This window comes from Agromyces sp. NPDC056389 (assembly GCF_042262385.1).
In the GTDB taxonomy this organism is placed as follows: Bacteria; Actinomycetota; Actinomycetes; order Actinomycetales; family Microbacteriaceae; genus Agromyces.
Map to the genome: position 1 here is coordinate 238,635 of NZ_JBHJPN010000002.1, position 16,910 is coordinate 255,544.

Annotated in this window: 18 protein-coding genes; 5 read left to right on the top strand and 13 right to left on the bottom strand. The window is 68.9% G+C overall.

Features of this window, described 5'->3' with window-relative positions:
* The 3 genes from ACFCVM_RS14055 to ACFCVM_RS14065 all read right to left on the bottom strand — a co-directional run bounded on the left by ACFCVM_RS14055 (position 1) and on the right by ACFCVM_RS14065 (position 3,460).
* Positions 1-1,419 carry a serine/threonine-protein kinase gene (locus ACFCVM_RS14055; protein WP_375837100.1) on the bottom strand — a complete coding sequence of 473 codons (1,419 nt, stop codon included), beginning with the start codon at positions 1,417-1,419 and terminating at the stop codon, positions 1-3.
* A gap of 129 nt (positions 1,420-1,548) precedes the next feature.
* Positions 1,549-2,376 carry a PP2C family protein-serine/threonine phosphatase gene (locus ACFCVM_RS14060; protein WP_375837102.1) on the bottom strand — a complete coding sequence of 276 codons (828 nt, stop codon included), beginning with the start codon at positions 2,374-2,376 and terminating at the stop codon, positions 1,549-1,551.
* Positions 2,377-2,401: 25 nt separating this feature from the next.
* The gene (locus ACFCVM_RS14065; protein ID WP_375837104.1) at positions 2,402-3,460 is read right to left on the bottom strand and encodes an FHA domain-containing protein; all 1,059 of its coding nucleotides are present in this window, start codon (positions 3,458-3,460) and stop codon (positions 2,402-2,404) included.
* Between the two features lie 191 nt (positions 3,461-3,651).
* On the opposite strand from ACFCVM_RS14065, the gene ACFCVM_RS14070 reads away from it, so the two are divergent.
* From ACFCVM_RS14070 to ACFCVM_RS14080, 3 genes are read left to right on the top strand one after another with little or no spacing between them, the layout of a single operon-like run.
* Positions 3,652-4,134 carry an Lrp/AsnC family transcriptional regulator gene (locus ACFCVM_RS14070; protein WP_375837106.1) on the top strand — a complete coding sequence of 161 codons (483 nt, stop codon included), beginning with the start codon at positions 3,652-3,654 and terminating at the stop codon, positions 4,132-4,134.
* A gap of 30 nt (positions 4,135-4,164) precedes the next feature.
* Positions 4,165-5,553 (top strand): aspartate aminotransferase family protein, encoded by a 1,389-nt coding sequence (locus ACFCVM_RS14075; RefSeq protein ID WP_375837109.1) that lies wholly within the window; start codon positions 4,165-4,167, stop codon positions 5,551-5,553.
* Positions 5,553-7,004, top strand: coding sequence for an NAD(P)/FAD-dependent oxidoreductase (locus tag ACFCVM_RS14080; protein ID WP_375837110.1), 1,452 nt, complete (start codon positions 5,553-5,555; stop codon positions 7,002-7,004). Before ACFCVM_RS14075 ends, ACFCVM_RS14080 begins: the two co-directional genes overlap by 1 nt.
* Here ACFCVM_RS14080 and ACFCVM_RS14085 read toward each other — a convergent pair.
* On the bottom strand, positions 6,991-8,127 hold the full coding sequence (locus tag ACFCVM_RS14085; RefSeq protein ID WP_375837111.1) for a DUF4192 family protein: 1,137 nt from the start codon (positions 8,125-8,127) through the stop codon (positions 6,991-6,993). The genes ACFCVM_RS14080 and ACFCVM_RS14085 overlap by 14 nt on opposite strands.
* A 188-nt stretch (positions 8,128-8,315) precedes the next feature.
* Here ACFCVM_RS14085 and ACFCVM_RS14090 point away from each other — a divergent pair, with 188 nt between their 5' ends.
* Together ACFCVM_RS14090 and ACFCVM_RS14095 are read left to right on the top strand one after the other, a co-directional pair.
* Positions 8,316-8,807, top strand: a complete 492-nt coding sequence (locus ACFCVM_RS14090; protein WP_375837112.1) for a methylated-DNA--[protein]-cysteine S-methyltransferase — start codon at positions 8,316-8,318, stop codon at positions 8,805-8,807.
* 5 nt (positions 8,808-8,812) lie between these two features.
* On the top strand, positions 8,813-9,403 hold the full coding sequence (locus ACFCVM_RS14095) for a DNA-3-methyladenine glycosylase I (RefSeq protein WP_375837634.1): 591 nt from the start codon (positions 8,813-8,815) through the stop codon (positions 9,401-9,403).
* Between the two features lie 43 nt (positions 9,404-9,446).
* Here the strand turns inward: ACFCVM_RS14095 and ACFCVM_RS14100 are convergent, their stop codons facing one another.
* The 9 genes from ACFCVM_RS14100 to atpE form a co-directional block, all read right to left on the bottom strand.
* A complete protein-coding gene (locus tag ACFCVM_RS14100; protein WP_375837114.1) occupies positions 9,447-10,208 on the bottom strand; it encodes a YaaA family protein in 762 nt (253 codons plus the stop codon).
* Positions 10,208-10,780, bottom strand: a complete 573-nt coding sequence (locus ACFCVM_RS14105) for an AAA family ATPase (protein ID WP_375837115.1) — start codon at positions 10,778-10,780, stop codon at positions 10,208-10,210. Before ACFCVM_RS14105 ends, ACFCVM_RS14100 begins: the two co-directional genes overlap by 1 nt.
* A gap of 10 nt (positions 10,781-10,790) precedes the next feature.
* Entirely contained in the window at positions 10,791-11,051 is a 261-nt protein-coding gene (locus ACFCVM_RS14110; RefSeq protein WP_056014040.1) for a F0F1 ATP synthase subunit epsilon, read from the bottom strand.
* A gap of 2 nt (positions 11,052-11,053) precedes the next feature.
* The gene (atpD, locus tag ACFCVM_RS14115) at positions 11,054-12,517 is read right to left on the bottom strand and encodes a F0F1 ATP synthase subunit beta (protein ID WP_375837117.1); all 1,464 of its coding nucleotides are present in this window, start codon (positions 12,515-12,517) and stop codon (positions 11,054-11,056) included.
* A gap of 23 nt (positions 12,518-12,540) precedes the next feature.
* Positions 12,541-13,449 (bottom strand): F0F1 ATP synthase subunit gamma, encoded by a 909-nt coding sequence (locus ACFCVM_RS14120; protein WP_375837119.1) that lies wholly within the window; start codon positions 13,447-13,449, stop codon positions 12,541-12,543.
* Positions 13,450-13,543: 94 nt separating this feature from the next.
* Positions 13,544-15,184 (bottom strand): F0F1 ATP synthase subunit alpha, encoded by a 1,641-nt coding sequence (gene atpA / locus ACFCVM_RS14125; protein WP_375837121.1) that lies wholly within the window; start codon positions 15,182-15,184, stop codon positions 13,544-13,546.
* A gap of 77 nt (positions 15,185-15,261) precedes the next feature.
* Positions 15,262-16,056: a F0F1 ATP synthase subunit delta gene (locus tag ACFCVM_RS14130; protein ID WP_375837122.1), complete on the bottom strand. Its 795-nt coding sequence runs from the start codon at positions 16,054-16,056 to the stop codon at positions 15,262-15,264.
* Positions 16,057-16,059: 3 nt separating this feature from the next.
* Positions 16,060-16,623: a F0F1 ATP synthase subunit B gene (locus ACFCVM_RS14135; RefSeq protein ID WP_375837124.1), complete on the bottom strand. Its 564-nt coding sequence runs from the start codon at positions 16,621-16,623 to the stop codon at positions 16,060-16,062.
* A 28-nt stretch (positions 16,624-16,651) separates the two neighbouring features.
* The gene (gene atpE / locus ACFCVM_RS14140; RefSeq protein WP_022888426.1) at positions 16,652-16,885 is read right to left on the bottom strand and encodes an ATP synthase F0 subunit C; all 234 of its coding nucleotides are present in this window, start codon (positions 16,883-16,885) and stop codon (positions 16,652-16,654) included.
* Positions 16,886-16,910 lie beyond the last annotated feature (25 nt).

The following is a 16,910-nucleotide window of genomic DNA, read 5'->3' on the forward strand; positions in this document are numbered from 1 at the left end:
TCAGCCCTGATCGATCTCGACGGACACCTCGACGCAGCGTTCCGCGCTCGAGGCACCCGTCTTCCCGTCTCGCGCGACCCTGACGCTCGCGCAGACCCGGTCGCCGTCTTCGGCCTGCACGGTCACCCGGGCCTCTCGCTGCAGCGGGAGCGTCTCGCCGTCGACGGTCACGAGGTAGGCATCGGAACTCTGCAGGCCCGGGTCGTTCCAGGAGAAGGTCACGGTCTCGCCGGCGTCGACGCCCTGCACGTCGGACACGACCGGGATCGACCTCGTGCCCTGGATCACGAAGTACGCACCGGCGCCGACGAGCGCGATCAGGAGCACCGAGACGAGGGAGATGCCCCAGGCCAGGCGGGCCGACGTCGGCGGTGGCGTTCGGCTCCGGCTCGTGCCGTGATCGTGGGGGCGGGAGTCCGCCTCGGACCGGGCGGAGCCGGGCGATCCCCCGCGCGCACGTCGCCTCCGCGGCGCGACCTCGCCGGTGCCGTGGGCTCCGCTGATGCGGGTCTGCTCGTCGACGTCGACGGCTGTGGCGAGCGCCCAGTCGTCCATCGCGACCTCGAGCGGCGTCTGGGACAGCCCGAGCTCCTCTTCGACCGACTGCAGGTCGCGGATGAACTCGAGTGCGCTCGACTGCCGGGCCGACGGCCGCAGCGACAGCGACCGCGCGAGCACGTGCTCGAGACTCTTCGGCACGTCGATCCGCCCGGTGGGGACGTACTTCGCCTTGTCGATGCGGCCCATGAGCGCGCCGGAGCCGTTGTCGCCGCCCGGCGTCTCGAACGGGCTGCGCCCTGCGAGCAGCGAGTACACCGTGGCGCCGAGCGACCAGACCTCGCTCGCGACGCTGCCGGACACGTCGTCGTGCAGCACCTCGGGCGCCGACCACGGGATCGACAGCCCGACGGCGTCGGAGGATTCGGCTTCGCCGAGCGTGGCCGCGATGCCGAAATCGGAGAGCACCGGGTGGCCGTAGGCGGTGGTGAGGATGTTCGACGGCTTGATGTCGCGATGGAGCACGCCCTGACGGTGGGCGGTCTCGACCGCACTCGCGATGCGCACGCCGACGGAGAGCACCTCGGCGAGCGGCAGCTGCACGGCGCGGTAGCGCTGACCGAGCGAGGCCGAGCAGTACTCCATCACGAGGTACGGCCGGCCGTCGGCCGCGACACTGGCCTGGTACACCGTGAGGATCGAGGGATGCGACGACAACTGGGCCATGAGGTTCGCCTCGGCCTGGAACATCTGCCGCAGGTCGTCGTTGACGACCTCGGCCAGCAGCACCTTCACCGCGACGAGGCGACGCGGCATGTTCTGCTCGTAGAGGAAGACGTCGGCGAAGCCGCCGGAGCCCAGCACGCGGATGAACGCGAATCCCGGCAGGTTCGGCGGTGTGGACGGGAGTCGTCGAGACACACGATCCTCCTGCCTGCTCTGGGTCGGTTTGACGCCGCCCGGTGGCCGGCGCGCGGTGCCATCATTGTATCCGCGGGCGGCGGATGCCTCATCGGTGCTGTTCACAGCACCGATTCGAGACGACCCGGGTCAGCGGCGCGCCGGCTCGACCTCGTCCGAGGATTGCGCGCCCGGGGGGCGAACGACCTTCAGTACGTCGACGACGATGGCCGTGACGTTGTCGCGACCGCCGTTGCCGAGGGCCGCCTCGAGCAGCTGGTGGGCGGCCTTCTCGGCCTTCGCATTGGCGACGAGGAAGTGGCGGATTCCGTAGCTCGTGAGTTCTTTCGTGAGCCCGTCGGAGCAGATCAGCAGCCGCATGCCGGGTTCGACCGCGATCGCGCGGTAATCGGGGATCGGCGCCTCGTGGAAGCCGACGGCGCGGGTGATCACGTTCGAGTGCGGGTGGGTGTCGGCCTCCTCGCGCGTGATCTGCCCGGCATCGACGAGCTCCTGCACGATGGAATGGTCGACCGTCAGCTGTTCGAGCACGCCGCCGACCAGGCGGTACACACGGGAATCGCCGATGTTGAAGACGATCCACGCAGGCTCGTCCGCGATCGCTCCGAGCGCCGCTCCGGTGACCGTCGTACCGCTGCCTTCGTCGGTGACGCCGGCACCGCGGCCCATGTCCTGCACCGCGAGGCGGAGCGCGTGGTCGATCTCGGGAGTGCCGACGAGCGTCTTGCCGCCGTGCTCGGCGAGCCGCGTGACGACCGCGGCGCTCGCGAAGTCGCCGGCGGCGTGGCCGCCCATGCCGTCGGCCACCGCGAAGATCGGCGCCTGCGCGATGAAGCTGTCTTCATTGACCTCGCGGCGGAGTCCGGTGTCGGTGACCGCCGCCCAGGCGAGGGTGACCTCGGTGCCGTCGGGCAGCGTGATCCGATGGCGAGCGTTGCCATTGCCGATCTGGGTCACCTGTGAAGCCTGCTGTCTGTTCGGGTCATGCGCCGGGAGCACCCTGGGCGAGGAGGATCTCGATGATCGTATCGTCTCCGAGGTCGAGGATGGCGCCGGGAAGCACGACGATGGACTCCCCGGCCCGCAGCCGACGCGTGCCCGACGCGGTGCGGAGCACGGTGCCGTTGGTCGAGTGCAGGTCGGTCGCGACGAGGCGGGTGCCGACGAGCCGGAGTTCGAGGTGGGTGCCTGAGACGACCGCCGCCGGCGAGTCCACCGCGAGGAGTTCGGGCGGTACCCCGCTGCTCGCGATGCGCGGCAGCAGCGGCTTCCGGCCGATGAGCACTGGACCCGTGACCGTGAGCGGTGCACCGTCGCCGATCCGGAACCGAGGTCCGCCGTCGGCGGGATCGGCCGCGGCACCGGCGGGTGCGGACGACGCGGATGCATCGGGCCCGCCCTTCCCGGCCGACGCGGGGGGCGGTACGTGGCCGACCCGCCCGGTCGTTCGCGGGGCGACGATCGTGTCGGCGATCGATGCCTCGAACTCGGGCTCATGACGGCGCGGAGCGAGCAGGGTGTCCGCATCGACCCACGGCGCCGGCGGGGTATCCGCTGTTCGGGCCGTCGCCGCCCATTCGACCGATGAGGTGCGCAGGCTCGCGCGCTGATGGACGACGGTCTCGCCCTGAGCCTGCGCGCGATCGAGTGGTGCCGCGGCATCGGTGATGCGCAGCCCCGTCACGTCGTCGAAGTCGGCGAGATGCCATGGCCGGATGCCTCGCGCGTCGAACCGGCGGCTCCCACCGGGCGAGGCGAGGTCGACGACGGCATCACCGCGAACGACGGCGGTGACGCTCGTCGTCGCCCCCTCCGCCCACCACACGAGTCCGAACGACTCCACCGGATCGACGCGACCCGACGGGACGATGCCGACGAGCGTCTCGAGCGCCAGCCGCTCGTCGCTCGCCGCCTCGGCGAGTGCGCTCAGCACGCGTTCGGGAGCGGGCGCGACGAGTGCGGCGATGAAGCGATCACCCACGATCACGTCCCACGCTCGTGCGCCGGCCACCGCCGAACTCGAGACAGCGCCTGAGACCATGCGGAACATTCTGGCACCGCGTGGGCGTCGCCACGAGAGGAGGCGCATGTTCGGTCGAGGACGTCCGCCGCGATGCTGCAGTGTCGCGATCCGCAGTGAAACATCGATGGCGGCTGTGGATTCAGTCGAATTCGAACCTGAAATCAACGGAATCGCTTGCATGAGGCATCCGCCACTGTCACAATCGTGCCATGACGAACAACGGGCGTTCCTCGCAGCCCCGACCCGTGCAACTCGACGACGTCTCGAAGGCGATCATCGAGCAGCTGCAGGCCGACGGGCGGCGCTCCTACGCCGATGTCGGCAAGGCCGTCGGCCTGTCTGAGGCCGCGGTTCGCCAGCGCGTGCAGCGGCTCACCGAGTCGGGCGTGATGCAGATCGTCGCCGTGACCGACCCGATGCAGCTCGGATTCACCACGCAGGCCATGATCGGCATCCGCACCACGGGAGACACCCGCGTGCTCGCGGCACGACTCGCCGAGATCCCCGAGATCGACTACGTGGTGCTGACCGCAGGCAGCTTCGACGTGATGGCCGAAGTGGTCTGCGAGAACGACGACGAACTGCTCGAGCTCCTGAACACGCGCATCCGCGTGCTGGAGGGCGTGCAGTCGACCGAGACGTTCGTCTACCTGAAGCTTCAGAAGCAGTTCTACAACTGGGGCACCCGCTGAGAGGCGGGTGCTCATCGAGAAAGGAACGCCATGACCGACACGGTCTATGACAACGATGCGCTGCAGCAGAAGGCGAAGGATCATCTCTGGATGCACTTCGCCCGTCAGTCCACGATGGAGACGTCGGGGGTGCCGATCATCACTCGCGGAAAGGGCCACCACGTCTACGACGTGCAGGGCCGCGAGTACTTCGACGGACTCGCCGGCCTCTTCGTCGTGAACGCCGGTCACGGGCGCGCACGTCTCGCCGAGGTGGCCGCCAAGCAGGCCGAACAGCTCGCCTTCTTCCCGATCTGGTCGTATGCCCACCCCTCGGCGATCGAGCTGGCCGACCGGCTGGCGGGGTACGCGCCCGGCGACCTCAACCGAGTGTTCTTCTCGACCGGCGGCGGCGAGGCCGTCGAGACGGCCTTCAAGCTCGCCAAGTACTACTGGAAGCTCCAGGGCCGCCCGACGAAGCACAAGGTGATCTCCCGGTCGGTCGCCTACCACGGCACGCCGCAGGGTGCGCTCGCGATCACGGGCATCCCCGGCATGAAGGAGATGTTCGAGCCGGTGACCCCCGGCGGGTTCCGCGTGCCGAACACGAACTTCTACCGCGCGGCCGAGATGGGCGCCCCCGCCGACGACCTCGAGGCCTTCGGCCTCTGGGCGGCGAACCGCATCGAGGAGATGATCCTCTTCGAAGGCCCCGAGACGGTCGCGGCCGTGTTCCTCGAGCCGGTGCAGAACTCGGGCGGCTGCTTCCCGCCGCCCCCGGGCTACTTCAAGCGCGTCCGCGAGATCTGCGACCAGTACGACGTGCTGCTCGTCTCCGACGAGGTCATCTGCGCATTCGGACGACTCGGCCACATGTTCGCGTGCGACGCCTACGGCTACGTTCCCGACATGATCACGTGCGCGAAGGCCATGACCTCGGGCTACTCACCGATCGGCGCGACGATCGTCTCCGAGAAGATCTACGCTCCCTTCGCAGAGGGCAACACGTCGTTCTACCACGGCTACACCTTCGGTGGTCACCCGGTCTCCGCCGCGGTGGCGCTCGAGAACCTCGACATCTTCGAAGAGGAGGGGCTGAACGAACGGGTCCGCGAGAACTCGCCGCTGTTCCGCGCCGAGCTCGAGAAGCTGCTCGACCTGCCGATCGTCGGCGACGTGCGCGGTGACGGGTACTTCTTCGGCATCGAACTCGTGAAGGACAAGGAGACGCGCGAGACCTTCGACGACGACGAGTCCGAGCGCCTGCTCCGCGGGTTCCTCTCGAAGGCGCTGTTCGACGCGGGCCTGTACTGCCGTGCCGACGACCGTGGCGACCCCGTGATCCAGCTCGCACCGCCGCTCACGATCGGCCCTGCCGAGTTCTCCGAGATCGAGCAGAAGCTGCGCGGGGTGCTGACCGAAGCCTCCAACCGCCTCTGATGGCGGTCGCTCGCCCGACGGTGACGGATGCCGCACCGGAATCCTCCCGTCGGGTGAGCTTCTGGCTCGACGATCTGGTCGTGCGCGGGCTCGACGAGCTCCGTCCGCGCGCGGCCCTGACCTCGAGTGCGCGGTTCGACGTCGGCCTGATCGGCGGCGGGCTCACGGCGCTCTGGACCGCCTATACCCTCGCCAAGGCGGATCCGAGCCTGCGCATCGCCGTGCTCGAGCGCGAGTTCTCGGGCTTCGGCGCGTCCGGTCGGAACGGCGGCTGGTGCTCGGCGCTGTTTCCCCAGTCGGCCGCTTCGATCGAACGCGATCACGGCTACGACCAGGCGATCGCGATGCGTCGCGCGATGCTCGACACCGTCGACGAGGTCGGACGCGTCACGGCGCGCGAGGGCATCGACTGCGACTTCGCGAAGGGCGGGACCGTCACGTACGCGCGGAGCGGTTCGCAGCGCGAACTCGCGACGGCCGAGGTCGACGACGCGCGGCGGTTCGGCGTCGACGCGCTCGAGTACTGGAGTGGGAGCACCGTCGCCGCACGGTTCGGCGCCACCGGCCTCGACGGCCGCGCGCCCGATGCGGTCTTCGATCCGTCGTGCGCACGGGTGCACCCCGCGAAGCTCGTGCGCGGCCTGGCACGCGTGGTCGAGGGCCTCGGCGTCTCGCTGTTCGAGCAGACCGAGGTCGTGGACTGGTCTGCGGGTCGGGTGCACTTCCGTGCGCTCGACGGCGGTGACTTCGAGGGCACGCTCTCGGCGCGTCACGTGATCGTCGCGACCGAGGGGTACGGCGCCGGCCTGCCACGAGTCCGCCGGCGCATCCTGCCGCTCTACTCGCTCATGATCGCCACCGAACCGCTCTCCGACGAGGTGTGGGACGAGATCGGCATCACCCACGGCCAGACCTTCAGCGACTTCCGCCACCTGCTCGTCTACGGACAGCGCACCGCCGACAACCGATTCGCATTCGGCGGGCGCGGCGCGAGCTATCACTGGGGCAGCGCATTGGATCCCGCGTTCGAACGGGTGGAGGCGGTGTTCGGCCGGCTGCACGCCGCCCTGCTCGAACTCTTCCCCGCGGTCGGCGGCGCCCGCATCACGCATCGCTGGGGCGGCCCGCTCGGTGTCGCTCGTGACTGGAACGCGTCCGTGAGCTACAACCCGAAGACCGGTGTCGGCTTCGCCGGCGCCTACGTGGGCGACGGCCTCTCGACCACGAACCTCGCCGGCCGGACGATGGCCGACCTCGTGCGGGGCGTGCAGAGCGGGCTCACCGCACTCCCCTGGGTGAATCACCGATCGCCGTTGTGGGAGCCCGAACCGCTTCGGTACCTCGGGGCGAACCTCGGCGTGCTCGGGATGCGATTCTCCGACGCCGAGGAGCGGCTCACCGGACGGCCGTCGTTGCTCGCCCGAGCGGTCGGCGGACTCATCGGCCACTGAACGCCCACTCGGGCAGCGTGCCGCTGCCGATGAGCGCGGAGAGGAGTCCCGCCATCGAGTGGTCGGGATCGAGGTCGACCGCGGTGTCGATGAACGCCCCGGCCGCCGAGCCTCGGCCAAGCGCCCACGAGAGCCAGGCCGCGATGCAGAGCGGGCCGACGCGGAGGCTCGGCGGCGCGTTCGCGATCAGTCGGCGGAGCATGGTGAGCGCCCGTTCCACCCGACTCGCGTCGGGACGCAACTGGGACTGGCCGATCATGAGCCGCGAGAGCATCTCACTCACCTCGCGGGTCGTGCCGGTCGCCAGCTCCCGCACGACGAGGCCGTCGATGGTCTCCTCGTGCGCTGCTGCACGCTCGGCGGTGGCGATCGCGTCGTCGTGGGCCGCCTCGCCGATCAGCGCACCGAATCCGATCTGCAGCATCATTGCATCGCGCACGGCCGGGATGGACGCGAGGTGAAGGAACCAGGCAAGGCGGAGCGGCGGTTGCACGCGGCCACCCACGAGCAGCGACTCGACGAGCGCCACCGGATCACCGTGCTCGCCGAGCCGCCTCAGGGCGTGCTCGCGCTCGTCCTCGCCGGTGAGCTGGGCGAGGGCGTCGATAATGCGAGGTGCGACCTCAGGCTCGGCAGGCGGCAGCGCGGCGCTCGCGGTCGGCGAGGACGCCACCTCGCCGGCGAGCCTCGCCACCGGGCTCTCATCGATGAGCGCGAGCGGATGCCCCGCGGCCGGCGTCGTGGGATCGAGGAGCGAACCCCAGCCATCGGCTGCCCGGCACAACGCATCCCGCACGAGGAAGCCAGCCTCCTCCGCCCGTGCCGTGAGCATTCGGAGCAGGGCGCGTTGCGGCATCCCGCGACCGGCGCCGAATCGGGCCTCGGTGTAGACGATCGGCACGACGGCGTCGACGCCCCGCATCCGACACAATGTTCCGACGATCATCGCGGCGAGCGCGGCGCGATCGCGCGCACGGCGCGGCAGGTCGTATCGCAGGACGCCCGCGCTGCGGTTGCCGCTGAATGCCACGCAGAGGAGCGACCTCATCGGATGGAATCCGGCCAGCGACGGGACGAGGGCGAGGAAGTCGTGCGCCGCTTCGGCGCGGATGATGGTCGTCATACGCCGAGCGTGCCTTCGCCCGGGTCGGCGACGCGGTGCGGTCGCCGGTCGGTGCCCGAGCGCGACTCGGTCGCCGTTGTGGAGGGCGAGTCGCGCCGACTCCCCCTCCACAACCCGTCGATCCGCCCCGAGTCCGCGATGTCCGATTCCCGCGAGCCCGCGTCGGACGCCGGGGTTACGCTCGAACCATGACGAACGTGTATCTGATCCGCCTCGACAGCCCGATCGGGCGTCTCGAACTCGTCGCCGACGACGAGGCCGTCACGAGCCTCTCCATCGAGAGCGGCGGCCGGCTCCCCCACGATGATGCTCCCGAACGCCCCAACGACGTGCTCCGTGCCGCTCGCGACCAGCTGGCCGAGTACTTCGCGGGGCGCCGCCTCGACTTCGACATCCCGGTGCGCCTCGTCGGCACCCCCTTCCAGCAGTCGGTCTGGGCCGAGCTCGAGCGCCTCCAGTGGGGTGAGGCCACATCGTACGGCGCTCTCGCCGCCGCGGTCGGCAAGCCGGGTTCCGCACGCGCCATCGGCGGCGCGGTCGGCGCGAACCCCGTGCCGATCATCGTGGGCTGCCACCGGGTGCTCGCGAGCGACGGGCGCATCACCGGATACTCCGGCGGCGAAGGCGTTCCCACGAAGCTCTGGCTGCTCGGCCACGAGCAGATCGGCTTCGCCGCGTGAGCGTCATCCCCAGACCCGAGATCGTCGTCGGGGACGACGGTCTCGCCAGGTGCGGGTGGGGGGCGTCCGACCCCGAGTACCGCCGCTATCACGACGAGGAGTGGGGCACGCCGCAGCACGATCCTGTGCGGCTCTTCGAGAAGGTCTGCCTCGAGGGATTCCAGGCCGGCCTGTCTTGGATCACGATCCTCCGGCGCCGTCCGGCGTTCCGCGAGGTCTTCCACGGATTCGATGCCGAACGCGTCGCCGCCATGACCGACGACGACGTCTCACGCCTGCTCGGCGATGAGCGGATCATCCGTCACCGCGGCAAGATCGAGGCGACGATCCAGAACGCCCGTGCCACCCTCGAGCTCGAACTGCCCATCGACGAACTGCTGTGGAGCTTCGCACCCGAACCCCGCGCGGTCGCCCCCGCCACGTTCGCCGAGGTGCCGGCGACGACGCCCGAGTCGGCTGCGATGAGCAAAGACCTGCGTCGTCGAGGGTTCCGCTTCGTCGGGCCGACCACGATGTACGCGCTCATGCAGGCTGCGGGCATGGTCGACGACCACCTCGCAGGGTGTCACCGATCGGCGAGTGCCGCTGCAGCGTGATCCGCTCGCCGACCGCTGAGGCCGCCGCCGGGCATCGTCGACATCAGGCCACGAGTTCGAGTTCGCGAACGCTTGAATCGTCGCGAACCGGGCTCAGCGCGAGCGAGAAGCCGGCCTCGTGCGCCCAGTCGATCAGCTCGCCGATCGAGTCGATCCTGGGCCTGGCCACCAGCACGGCGCGGGTGAAGAGCCCCTTCGCTCGCTTGTTGAAGTGGTTGAGTGCGCGTCGCCGTCCCGACCCGTCGACCGAGACCACACGCACGAAGGCCGTATCGACGCGCGCCGGCGCCGGTCCGAGGTCGACGTAGGCCTCGGAACGGAGATCGAGGATCACACCCCTCTCCGACTCGAGTGCGGTCGCGATCGGGTCGCGCCAGAGCGCCTTCAGCCGAACCGCCGGCAGGCGCGAGTCGTGGGAGAGCCGGTAGGCCGGGATGGGATCCATCGCACCGAGCAGACCGAACAATGCGGAATGCACGACGACGTGCGTCGCGGCGTACGCGCGCGCTTCAGCGTCGAGCGTCGGTGCGTCGAGGGCATCGAAGAGCACACCGGTGTAGCGATCGAGCGCCGGCATCGTCGGCGAGCCGAGCAGATCGCGGTTGCGGTCGACCTCGTGCGCCTGTCGGGGGCCGAGCTTCAGTGCTCGCATCATCTCGGCGGGCTGCAGGGCCAGTTCCGCCACGGCAGCGGTGGTCGCCGCCCGCGCCATCGTGAGCACAGGGAACGAGAGCGCGTTCAGGTCGAGCGCGGCATCGGCACCGCCGTCGCGCTTGGTCTCGGACGGCGGAAGGAGCAGCCGCACTACGAGCCGATGAAGGCGAGCGCCGCGTCGACGTTCGAACCGAGCGAACCGATGCTGTCGATCGTGACGCGAGGCAGTGCCGACGACGGGCCGGTCCAGGCCGCATACCCTTCGAGGCTCTGCTCGACGGCGCGCCAGGTGGTCTCCTCGAAGTGCGGGAGCTTGCGCTCGCGCTTCTCGAGGCGGGTGCGGTGCACAGCCTCGTCGGAGCAGACGACCTCGATGACGCGCAGGCGCACGTCGGCTCGCTCAGCGAGGTCGCGCCACTGGAGTCGGGCCGCCTCACCGGCGTTGACCGCGTCGACGATCACGGTGCGGCCGGAGTCGAGCTCCTTCTCGGCGATCTCCTCGGCCACGAGGTAGGCAGCGAGACCGGTCGGCTGGTCGGCGTCGATACCGGCCCGCAGGATCGCGGACTCGATCGGGTCGACCGACACGACCGTGGCGCCGAGCCGGGCGCCGACGATCTCGCCGATCGTCGACTTTCCCGCGCCCGGCAACCCGGCCATGACGATGAGCTGGGTGACACTCAAGTCACCGAACTGGCGTTCGATCGGCTGCTCCCCCTGCATCCGCTACTCCTCAGACGAGCTCGGCGCGGGATGCGACGACCTGCACCGCGTTCGCCTGCACCGACAGGAATCCGTCATCAGCGTTGGCGGTGATCTTCTCACCGCCGGGCAGGGTGACCCGCACCTCGCCGCCGGCGAGGATCGCGAGCATCGGCTCGTGACCCGGCAGGATGCCGATCTCGCCCTCGACGGTGCGTGCCACCACCATGGTCGCCTCGCCCGACCAGACCTGCTGGTCGGCCGAGACGACACTCACGTTGAGGCTGGCCATGCTCAGCCATTCTCCTTCTGGATCTGCGCCCACTTCTCTTCGACGTCGGAGATTCCACCGACGTTGAAGAATGCCTGCTCGGCCACGTGGTCGAAGTCACCCTTGGCGATCGCATCGAACGACTCGATCGTGTCCTTGAGCGGAACGGTCGAACCCTCGACACCGGTGAACTTCTTCGCCATGTAGGTGTTCTGCGAGAGGAACTGCTCGATACGGCGCGCACGCGACACCGTGATCTTGTCTTCCTCGGAGAGCTCGTCGACACCGAGGATGGCGATGATCTCCTGCAGTTCCTTGTTCTTCTGGAGGATCTGCTTGACCGTGGTGGCGACGCGGTAGTGGTCCTCGCCCAGGTAACGGGGGTCGAGGATGCGCGAGGTCGACGTCAGCGGGTCGACGGCCGGGTAGAGGCCCTTCGACGCGATGGCGCGCGAGAGCTCGGTCGTCGCGTCGAGGTGGGCGAAGGTCGTCGCCGGGGCCGGGTCGGTGTAGTCGTCGGCGGGAACGTAGATCGCCTGCAGCGAGGTGATCGAGTGTCCACGAGTCGAGGTGATGCGCTCCTGCAGAACGCCCATCTCGTCGGCGAGGTTCGGCTGGTAACCCACGGCCGACGGCATGCGGCCGAGGAGCGTGGAGACCTCGGAACCGGCCTGCGTGAAGCGGAAGATGTTGTCGATGAAGAGGAGCACGTCCTGCTTCTGCACATCGCGGAAGTACTCCGCCATGGTCAGGGCTGACAGGGCGACGCGGAGACGCGTTCCCGGCGGCTCGTCCATCTGCCCGAAGACGAGGGCGGTCTTGTCGAAGACGCCCGCCTCCTCCATCTCGTGGATGAGGTCGTTGCCCTCACGGGTGCGCTCGCCGACACCGGCGAACACCGACACACCACCGTGGTCCTGCGCGACGCGCTGGATCATCTCCTGGATGAGGACGGTCTTGCCGACACCGGCACCACCGAAGAGGCCGATCTTTCCACCCTGCACGTACGGCGTGAGGAGGTCGATGACCTTGATGCCGGTCTCGAACATGGAGGTCTTGGACTCGAGCTGGTCGAATGCCGGAGCCTTGCGGTGGATGGGCCAACGCTCGGTGATCTCGATCTGCTCGCCGGGCTCGGCGTTCAGCACATCGCCGATGACGTTGAAGACCTTGCCCTTGGTGACATCGCCGACGGGAACCGAGATCGATGCGCCGGTGTCGGTGACCTCCTGGCCACGGACGAGACCATCGGTCGGGTTCAGGGCGATCGCGCGGACCAGGTCGTCACCGAGGTGCTGGGCGACCTCGAGCGTCAGCACCGTGGTGACGTCGTCGATCGTGATCGAGGTCTTCAGCGCGTTGTAGATCGGGGGGATCGAGTCGTGCGGGAACTCGATGTCGACGACGGGGCCGGTGACCCGGGCGACGCGGCCGACGGCGCCGGCCACAGGCGCGGCCGCGGCCGAGGCGGTAGCGGTGTCAGTCATGTGTTCTCTCTCTTCGTAAGGGGCTACTTGGCGGACGACAGCGCGTCAGCGCCGCCCACGATCTCGGAAATCTGCTGGGTGATCTCGGACTGGCGTGCATTGTTCGCCAGACGCGTGTAGTCGGTGATGAGCTTGTCGGCGTTGTCGGAGGCCGACTTCATCGCCTTCTGCGTCGCCGCGTGCTTCGCCGCGGACGACTGCAGCATCGCGTTGTAGATGCGGCTCTCGATGTAGACCGGCAGGAGCCCGTCGAGGACGGTCTCCGCGTCGGGCTCGAACTCGTAGAGCGGGAAGACCTCGTGCTTGGTCGAGGCCTCGGGGACCTCGTCGCTCTCGACGACCTCGAGCGGGAGCAGGCGGGTGACCACCGGAACCTGCGTGATGCGGCTCACGAAGCGGTTGTAGACGATGTGGATCTCGTCGACGCCACCGTCGCTCGCGTCCCGGAGGAACGCCTCGAGCACCGCGTCGGCGATCTCCTTCGCCGTGTCGAAGTCGGGGTTGTCGGTGCCGCCGATCCAGCTGCGCTCGAAGGCGCGGTGCCGGAAGTTGAAGTAGCCGACGGACTTGCGGCCGACGAGGAAGTACTCGACCGCCTTGCCCTGGCTCTTCAGGAGCTCGGTGAGCTCCTCGGCCTCACGCAGCACCTGCGAGTTGAACGCACCGGCCAGGCCGCGGTCGGACGTGAAGATCACGATCGCCGCGCGATCGATGCGCTCCGGCTCGGTCGTCAGCACGTGTGCCACGTTCGAGTAGCTCGCAACGGCCGAGACGGCCCGAGTGATGGCGGTCGAATACGGCTCCGACGCCGCAACGCGCGCCTGAGCCTTCTGGATCCGCGAGGCGGAGATGAGCTCCATCGCCCGCGTGATCTTCTTGGTCGTCTGGGCAGATTTGATCTTCTGCCGGTAGACCCGAAGCTGCGCTCCCATGTTTCTCCTGTGTCCTGTCTTCCTGGTACTGAGGCTCTCGACTCGACCCCGTGAGGTCAGTTCCCGTCGAGAGCCTCAGGGAACCTCGGAATGACTAGCGGCGACCCTTGACGATCTTCTCCTGGACGACCTCTTCTTCAGCGATCGCCTCGAACTGCTCGGACCCCACCGAGGCGAGCGGCTTGCCCTCGCCCGTCTGGAACTCGAGCTTGAACGTGTCGACGGCCGTCGCGAGCTCGGCCGCGGTCTCGTCGGAGAGCACGTTGGTCTCGCGGAGCGAGTTCAGCACCTCGGTGTTGCGGGCGAGGAAGTCGTGCAGCTCGCTCTCGAAACGGAGGATGTCCTCGACCGGGACCTCGTCGAGCTTGCCGTTGGTGCCGGCCCAGATCGAGACGACCTGCTTCTCGACCGACATCGGCGAGTACTGCGGCTGCTTGAGCAGCTCGGTGAGGCGTGCACCCCGAGCGAGCTGGCGGCGGCTGGCGGCGTCGAGGTCGGACGCGAACATCGCGAACGCCTCGAGCGAGCGGTACTGGGCGAGCTCGAGCTTCAGCGTGCCGGAGACCTTCTTGATCGACTTGACCTGTGCGTCACCGCCGACTCGGGAGACCGAGATGCCGACGTCGACGGCCGGACGCTGGTTCGAGTTGAACAGGTCGGACTGGAGGAAGATCTGGCCGTCGGTGATCGAGATCACGTTGGTCGGGATGTATGCCGAGACGTCGTTCGCCTTGGTCTCGATGATCGGCAGGCCCGTCATCGAACCGGCGCCGAGCTCGTCGGACAGCTTCGCGCAACGCTCGAGCAGACGCGAGTGCAGGTAGAAGACGTCACCGGGGTACGCCTCGCGTCCCGGCGGACGACGCAGCAGCAGCGACACGGCACGGTAGGCCTCGGCCTGCTTCGACAGGTCGTCGAAGATGATGAGGACGTGCTTGGAGTCGTACATCCAGTGCTGGCCGATGGCCGAGCCGGTGTACGGCGCGAGGTACTTGAAGCCGGCCGGGTCGGAGGCGGGAGCCGCGACGATCGTCGTGTACTCCATGGCTCCGGCGTCTTCGAGGGCGCCCTTCACCGAGGCGATGGTCGAGCCCTTCTGGCCGACGGCGACGTAGATGCAGCGGACCTGCTTCGACGGGTCGCCCGACTCCCAGTTGGCCTTCTGGTTGATGATCGTGTCGATCGCGATGGCCGTCTTGCCGGTCTGGCGGTCGCCGATGATGAGCTGGCGCTGGCCGCGGCCGACCGGGATCATCGCGTCGATGGCCTTGATGCCGGTCTGCAGCGGCTCGTGCACCGACTTGCGCTGCATGACGCCGGGCGCCTGCAGCTCGAGGGCGCGACGGCCCTCGATGCCGGTGATCTCGCCGAGGCCGTCGATCGGGTTGCCGAGCGGGTCGACGACACGGCCGAGGTAGCCCTCACCGACGGGGACGGAGAGGACCTCGCCGGTGCGGGTCACCTCCATGCCCTCTTCGATGCCGGTGAACTCGCCGAGCACGACGACGCCGATCTCGTCTTCGTCGAGGTTCTGCGCGAGACCGAGCGTGCCGTCCGCGAAGCGGATCAGCTCGTTCGCCATGACCGAGGGAAGACCTTCGACGTGCGCGATGCCGTCGCCGGCGTCGGTGACGTACCCGACCTCGGTCTTCTCCGCCTGTCCCGGCTCGTACGACGAGACGAACTCCGAGAGAGCCGAACGGATCTCGTCGGGGCTGATGGTGAGTTCTGCCATTGTCTTTTCCCTTTTTCTGTACCGGTTGTACAGCTACTGGTGTGTCGCGGCGCGAGCGCCGGTCGTTTCAACCGGCGTCAGCCGGCAAGCTTCTGCCGCAGCGAACTGAGGCGCGAGGCGACGCTGCCGTCGATGACGTCGTCGCCGATCTGCACGCGGACTCCGCCGAGCACGGCGGGGTCGACGATGGTGTCGAAGCGGACACGGCGGCCCGCCTGGGCGGCGAGGCCCTGCTCGAGCCGGCCCAGCTGGGCGGCGGTGAGCGGAACGGCACTCGTGACCGTCGCGATGTCGAATCCGCGCTGGTCTGCCACGACGGTCGCCCCGTGGCGGAGCAGTTCGCCGATGCGGCGGCCGCGAGGCTGCTGCACGAGGTGCCGCACGATCACGACGGTCTGGGGCGATGCCTTGCCGTCGAGGAGCCGGTCGACGATCTGCGTCTTGGCGACGGTCTCGCCGAGCTTCGATCCGAGCGCGAGCTCGAGTTCGGCGTCGCCCGCGACGGCCCGCTCGAACGCGAGCAGTTCGGCGTCGAGGTCGACGCCGTCGGGAGCGGAGTCAGCGGCGACGCGGATGCCGATCTCTTCGATGCCGGCGAGGAAGTCGTCGCCCGACGACCACCGGCGCGAAGCCGCGCTCACGAGGAGCGAGGCGGCCTCGGCCGGGATGCGGGAGCCGAAGACGGCCTCGATGAGCGCGCGCTTCTGCGCGACATCGGCCTCGGTGTCGACGAGCGCCGTGCGCAGGTGCGCGGACTCGCCGATGACACGGCCGGCGGCGAGGAGTGCCTCGGCGACGGGGAGCTCGGCGCGGCCGAGTTCCGCGAGCGCGGCCTTCGAGCCGGCCATGGCCTCTCTCGTAGCGCTACCCATGGACTACTTCTTCCCTCCGGCGGCGGCCTCGGAGGCCTCCAGGTCGGCGAGGAACCGGTCGACGACCGCGGTCGCCTTGGCGTCGTCGGAGAGCGACTCGCCGATGACCCCTGATGCGAGGTCGATGGCCAGCGTGCCCACCTCGGAGCGGAGCGAGACGAGTGCCGTCTGGCGCTCCGCCTCGATCTGCGCCTGCGCGCTCGCGGTCACGCGAGCGGCCTCGACGGTCGCAGCGTCCTTCGCCTCGGCGACGATCTTCTTGCTGTCGTCGCGAGCCGTCTCGCGGATGCGACCGGCTTCGGTGCGCGCGTCGGCGAGCTGGGCGGTGTACTCCTCGAGTGCCGCCTCGGCCTTGCGCTGCGCCTCGTCGGCCTTCGCGATGTTGCCCTCGATCGCCTCGCCGCGCTCATCGAGCAGCTTCTGCACGCGCGGGAGCACGTACTTCCAGAAGAAGATGAGGATGATGATGAAGCAGACCGACGACCAGATGATGTCGTACCACTCCGGAATCACCGGGCTGTGGGTCTCGCCACCCTCGGTTGCAGCGCTCAGTACTGCATGAAGCACGTTGGCCTCCTCAGTTGCGGCGGGTGGATCAGACGAAGATGAAGTAGGTGGCGATGCCGATGAAGGCGAGCGCCTCGGTGAAGGCGATACCGATCCACATCAGGACCTGGAGGCGGCCGGCCAGCTCGGGCTGGCGGGCGACGCCCTCGATCGTCTTGCCGACGACGATGCCGACGCCGATGGCCGGGCCGATGGCGGCGAGGCCGTAGCCGACCGTCGCGATGTTGCCGTTGATCTCAGCGAGAACGGTGGTTGCGTCCACGTTGGGTTTCCTTTCCTAGGGAATG

Bases quoted from the DNA above. Each gene is read 5' to 3' on its own strand.
- ACFCVM_RS14065 (WP_375837104.1), bottom strand. From the start codon at position 3,460: ATGGTCTCAGGCGCTGTCTCGAGTTCGGCGGTGGCCGGCGCACGAGCG.
- ACFCVM_RS14070 (WP_375837106.1), top strand. From the start codon at position 3,652: ATGACGAACAACGGGCGTTCCTCGCAGCCCCGACCCGTGCAACTCGAC.
- ACFCVM_RS14075 (WP_375837109.1), top strand. From the start codon at position 4,165: ATGACCGACACGGTCTATGACAACGATGCGCTGCAGCAGAAGGCGAAG.
- ACFCVM_RS14080 (WP_375837110.1), top strand. From the start codon at position 5,553: ATGGCGGTCGCTCGCCCGACGGTGACGGATGCCGCACCGGAATCCTCC.
- ACFCVM_RS14085 (WP_375837111.1), bottom strand. From the start codon at position 8,127: ATGACGACCATCATCCGCGCCGAAGCGGCGCACGACTTCCTCGCCCTC.
- ACFCVM_RS14090 (WP_375837112.1), top strand. From the start codon at position 8,316: ATGACGAACGTGTATCTGATCCGCCTCGACAGCCCGATCGGGCGTCTC.
- ACFCVM_RS14105 (WP_375837115.1), bottom strand. From the start codon at position 10,780: ATGCAGGGGGAGCAGCCGATCGAACGCCAGTTCGGTGACTTGAGTGTC.
- ACFCVM_RS14110 (WP_056014040.1), bottom strand. From the start codon at position 11,051: ATGGCCAGCCTCAACGTGAGTGTCGTCTCGGCCGACCAGCAGGTCTGG.
- atpD (WP_375837117.1), bottom strand. From the start codon at position 12,517: ATGACTGACACCGCTACCGCCTCGGCCGCGGCCGCGCCTGTGGCCGGC.
- ACFCVM_RS14120 (WP_375837119.1), bottom strand. From the start codon at position 13,449: ATGGGAGCGCAGCTTCGGGTCTACCGGCAGAAGATCAAATCTGCCCAG.
- atpA (WP_375837121.1), bottom strand. From the start codon at position 15,184: ATGGCAGAACTCACCATCAGCCCCGACGAGATCCGTTCGGCTCTCTCG.
- ACFCVM_RS14130 (WP_375837122.1), bottom strand. From the start codon at position 16,056: ATGGGTAGCGCTACGAGAGAGGCCATGGCCGGCTCGAAGGCCGCGCTC.